We start from the raw sequence: 5462 nt of genomic DNA on the forward strand, positions 1-5462 counted from the left end.
CAAACCGGTTCAACTCCGCCCAGTGGGAGCGAATCTTCAATTCGACCGCCAATGGGATGATAATAATCGACACCCAATATCGCACCAAACATGTCAATGATCGATTCTGCGAAATGATCGGAATGAGCAGAGATGAAGCTATCGGTCAGAAGTGCCGTGAATGTTTTCCGAGCAAGTCCTGTGGTACTGACAACTGTCCGCTGAAACGAATCATCAACGGTAAGGACTTGATCGAGTTTGAGGTCGAAAAAGAAAGTCCTGACGGTTCCAGGCTGACCTACATAGTCTCGGCCACCGCTCTCAGAGATGACGCCGGTGTATTGATTGGGATCATTGAGTGCTTCACGAATATCACCAGGCACATGGAAGCGGAAGAGCATATGTGGCAATACAAGTGTATTGTCTCCAGCTCCAACGATATGCTGGCCCTTCTGGACAAGAACTTCGTCTACCTAGCCGTCAATGAGAAATACGCGGAGGCCTTTGGTAAGACCAATAGAGAACTTGTTGGCAGAACAGTGCCTGATGTCTTCGGCGACACGATTTTTGAAACAGTAATTCGACCAAATGCTGAGAAGTGCCTGCAGGGTATTGAAGTCCGCTATCAGGACTGGTTTGACTTCCCGATTCTCGGGAAACGGTTCATGGAAATCACTTATGACCCGTATCTTGGCTCTGACAATTCAACTAGAGGGTTCGTGGTCAATGGTCGTGATATCACTGAGCGCAAACAGGCCGAGGAGATGCAGGAAAGGCAGAAGGAAGAGCTTGATATCATATTCAATTCAGTCCCAGCTCTCATTTTCTACAAGGACAAGGAAAATCGATTCATCCGAGTAAACCAGGGATTGGTCGACACCGCTGGCCTTCCCAGAGAACAAATCGAGGGCAAGACAGCATTTGAGACTTTTCCGGAGAATGCTGAACGTTACTGGCAGGATGATCTTGAGGTCATAAACTCCGGAGTGCCCAAGAGAAACATCGTAGAGCCGTTGGTCGCAGGTGATGACACCTACTGGGTTCAGACCGACAAGATTCCGTACCGAGATTCCGCGGGCAATATTATTGGTATCATAGGTTTTTCTCTGGACATCACCGCACGAAAACGAGCCGAGGAGCAACTTCATAAAACCAACGAAGTCCTTGCAGCCGAGCGAAGCATGTTGGAAAGCAAGAACGTCGCTCTCAAGGAGGTGCTGGGGCAGATCGAAACACAGAAGCAGGAAACCGAACAACTGCTACAATCCAACGTGAACCGTATCGTACAACCGCTGCTGCAGATTATCACGGATAGGCTCAGCGGCGATGATGAGCATCTTGCTGGCCTCCTGAGAAGGGCACTGGGTGACCTTTTGGAGCCAACTATCGGAAAACTGGAGGAGTCGCACACCAATCTATCACCACGCGAATTCGAGATATGCAACATGGTCAGACAGGGGTGGACATCCAAACAGATTGCCGGTGTCTTCTGCACCTCTGAGGGGACAGTCGAACAGCAACGTAAGAAAATCCGCCGTAAACTGGGTATTGCCGGTACCAAAACCAATCTTGTCTCCCACTTGCAGGCAGTCAAAAGCAAGTAGTTCTCCCGAGCCAGACTGATTCCACCGGATATACTCTATATCAAGAAGATGTCCGGGAATACTCCCTCCAGTCAGTCCCATAATCTCCGATCAAATCAATAAAGAGTAATTATTGAGTTCTAAACAATAGATTTACTAGAGGGGGAGAGTGTATGTTTAAAATTTTCAAAATCGGGAAAAAACTTGGCTTGGGACTGGTGATCAGCATGGTGTTGTTGCTCGTCGCTGGCGCCTCAAACACTGCGACCGCGCAGGATTTCGATGCGCTGCTTAAGGCAATTGACAAGATCGAACTCAACCTGCAATCGATGGTCAAACAAGAAGCCGAGTTACGCAAACAGGAAATCGCCGACTTGCGGCAGGAGATGAAGGGCGTTCCGTCGGGAAGCGCCGGAGCCGAAAACGAGGCTATGCTGATCGAGTTGGCTCTGAATGTGAAAGTGTTGCAAAGCGAAGTCCAGCAGCTGAAGACAGCCAAGACCGAAGTAGCAGTGTCTGAATCAGACCTGCTGGCAGTCGCTGAGGATATTGCATTCCTCAGGTCTGAACTGGGTCTGCTACGCACAGAAGTTGGTGAGACCAGAGCGCAGTATGCCTCACTGGATGACGAAGGTTTCTATGTGTCTCCTGAAGCCGATCCGAAATTGGCTGAACTGTCCAATCGATTAGACGAACTACAGACTTCCCTTGAGGGCAATTCTTCGAGCAAGACTGGTACCACCAACAACTCGGCATCTATCGGGCACGGAGATATTTCACTTGGCGGGATTGTGCACCAGCACTACTACCACCAGGGAGGTGAGGACGAGACATCGTCATTTCAGTCCAAGATGGCTCGTCTGATGTTCCAGGGATCGATCAATCAATATGCCAACGTGGTTATACACGGCGAATTTGCTACAGCTCCAAAACTGATCCTCGGGTATCTGACGTTCTCACCGGTGAAGAACTGGTCATTCTCAATGGGACAGCTTAAGCCGCCTTTTGGCTCTGAATTCCTGTCCTCGCCGGCCGCGTCTCCATTCGTGAACGGGTCGATGGCAAAGAGCCTCGGAACCGGTATCGACATTGGTGCCAATATCAGCTTCAGAGCTAAGCCATCCAGAATGTTTGGTGTCAAGGCTACTATGGGTCTGTACAATGGTGCTGGTATCAATACATCCGATGGCAACAATCACAAGAATTTTGCCTTAAGATCGGAATTCATGTTGGCGGATATGTTCACCGTTGCGCCCAATCTCATTGTAGGCAAGACCAACGAGCTCGGATCGGCCGCACAGAACATTGACGCCATTGGTGCCACCCTGAAGTGGGTCTGGTGGCGCGAAACTGTCTCCTTCGAGTATATCCGATCGAAGATAGGAGGTCAGAAAAAAGCTGGCTGGTACATGCTGGCCGGACATTCAATCCCAACATCGTGGACCATATTGCCGAAGATTCAGCTATTGGCACGTTACGAACAATACGATGCGGACCTCGACGTTAATGACAATAGAATAAATCGGATTACATTTGGTACTAATCTGTTTGTCGATAGCAAGTACACTAAACTTCAACTGAACTACCAGATCAACACCGAGGAAAGTACGTCAGTTGCGAATAATGAGTTTGTGGCTAGATTCCAGGTCGTGTTTTAGCGACTTGAAAGCTAACTATAACTGGAATGATGAATTGACACATTAAGAACCGTTTTAGGGAGGGAGTTAACATGTTCAAGAACCTGAAAATCGGCATGAAACTCAGTATGGGTTTCGGCGTCGTTTTGGCTCTGCTGGCAGTAGTCAGTATCTACAACTACACCAGCTTCAATAGCATCGACGGACAGACTACAATCGCCCAGCAATCCTGCGCCAATCAGGCTTTCAGTATTGAAAAGGAAGTTGACCACCTTAAGTGGATGGCGAGTCTTTCGGATCTGTTCGTGAATGACGAAGTCACCGAAGTTACCGTCCAGACAGACGACCACAAGTGCGGCCTTGGCAAATGGATGTATTCGGATGAAGTACGGGCCATGAAGGCCAATGATCCGGAATTAGCCGCGATTCTGGACCAGATGGCTGAGCCGCATCACCGATTACACGCCTCGGCGATCAAAATCGGTGAAGAGTATGTCGACTTCGATATAGAGTTGAAGTCGCTACTGGGTGAACGTTGGATAGATCACCTCAACTGGGTCAAGCATGTGGCCAACTCTAATCTGACCGAAACCACGTTCAACGGCGGGCTGGACCCACACAAGTGTGCGTTCGGCCATTGGTATTATTCTTACCAGGCTGACGATCCGGAGTTTGGAGAGCTGCTGAAACAGTGGGAGGAGCCACACAAGCACCTGCATGAATCGGCTCAGAAGATGGTCCTGATGCAGAAAGCCGGCGATTGGAACGAAGCTCAGAAGATATATCATGAAGAGACCCTGCCCATCCTGACAAAACTTGAGAAGATTTACCATCAGACCTATTCCTGGATTAACGAGACGGAGGAGAAGCAGGCAATTGCGAAGGCTACTTTCGACAACGAAACCAAAGCCGCCGTGACTGAAACGCAGAAGCATCTGGTCGCTCTTAAAGAACATTTCGCTAACCAGTCTGAGACAGCCACGGCCGAGACCAACACAACGATCAATTCATCGATTAGTATCATGTTGATTCTGTCCCTGATCGCCGTCGTCATCGGTCTTGTTGCAGCCTGGATTATCACCCGGGGTATCACCAAACCTGTAGACAAGGTTGTAGGGCTGACCCAGCAAATGAATGAGGAGTTTGATCAGTTTGTCGGTGTCGTCGATTCCATTGCAAATAATGACCTGACGCAGGAAATCTCTCAATCTGAGATAGAGAGCCTTAACATAGATTCGAAGGATGAGATCGGTGTGCTGGTTGGAGCCATCGAGGATACTCTCGGGGCCAAGGATAAGATCGGTGCTTCGCTCGCGAAGATGACAGACAATCTCACCACGATGGTGCGCCAGATGGGTGACAACTCGACTCAACTCGTCTCAGCTGCTACAGAAGTAGCCTCCTCGTCAGAGCAGATGTCCCGCGGTGCCAAGGATCAGACAGATCAGGTAACCCAGGTCTCGACGGCGGTTGAAGAGATGACTGCCACCATCGTAGAATCCGCCAGGAATGCTGGTGACGCTACCGAAGGCGCCAAAGCTGCCTCTGACAACGCCACCAATGGTGGACAGATTGTCAACGAGACGATCCAGGGCATGCAGCGCATCGCTGATGTCGTTCGTGAATCAGCCGAGTCTATCGCTAAACTGGCCACGTCCGCCGATCAGATAGGTGAGATCATCAGCGTGATTGACGACATCGCCGACCAGACCAACCTCCTGGCTCTTAATGCCGCTATCGAAGCGGCTCGCGCCGGAGAGCAGGGACGCGGCTTTGCCGTCGTAGCTGATGAGGTCAGAAAACTGGCCGAGCGCACGGGCAAGGCGACCGGTGAGATTACCGGTATGATTAAAGGTATCCAGCAGGGGACCGAAGAAGCCGTTGGTTCGATGGAAACAGGTGTTCAGGAAGTCGATCAAGGTCGGGAACTGGCCGACAAGGCAGGCAACAGCCTGACTGAAATCGTCAATATGTCGCAAAGCGTTATGGACCAGATTCAGCAGATGGCTACCGCCTCTGAGGAACAGTCTTCAGCTGCTGAGCAGATTTCCAAGAACATTGAGAACGTAGCCTCAATCGCCAGAGAGTCGGCCACCGGAGCCGAACAGTCAGCGACGGCAGCGGAAGAGCTAAACCGTCAGGCGGAAGGCATGCAGCAAATGGTCGCTCGGTTCAAGGTTGAACAAGAAGCGTAAACGAGTGGTATGGATGTTGTAGGTTTGTCATGCCGGACTTGATCCGGCATCCAGTTCTGGATTCGAAG

3 protein-coding genes are annotated in these 5462 nt (G+C 50.3%); all 3 read left to right on the forward strand.

Annotated features, from left to right (window positions below; genetic code table 11):
* Window positions 1-1583: PAS domain S-box protein (locus KOO62_06915; GenBank protein ID MBU8933723.1), on the forward strand; the 1583-nt coding region annotated here is incomplete at its 5' end.
* Window positions 1584-1735: 152 nt separating this feature from the next.
* Window positions 1736-3220: a hypothetical protein gene (locus KOO62_06920; protein ID MBU8933724.1), complete on the forward strand. Its 1485-nt coding sequence runs from the start codon at window positions 1736-1738 to the stop codon at window positions 3218-3220.
* A 71-nt stretch (window positions 3221-3291) separates the two neighbouring features.
* On the forward strand, window positions 3292-5394 hold the full coding sequence (locus tag KOO62_06925) for a CZB domain-containing protein (protein MBU8933725.1): 2103 nt from the start codon (window positions 3292-3294) through the stop codon (window positions 5392-5394).
* Window positions 5395-5462 lie beyond the last annotated feature (68 nt).

It is taken from the genome of Candidatus Zixiibacteriota bacterium, assembly GCA_019038695.1.
Taxonomy (GTDB): Bacteria; Zixibacteria; MSB-5A5; order GN15; family FEB-12; genus B120-G9.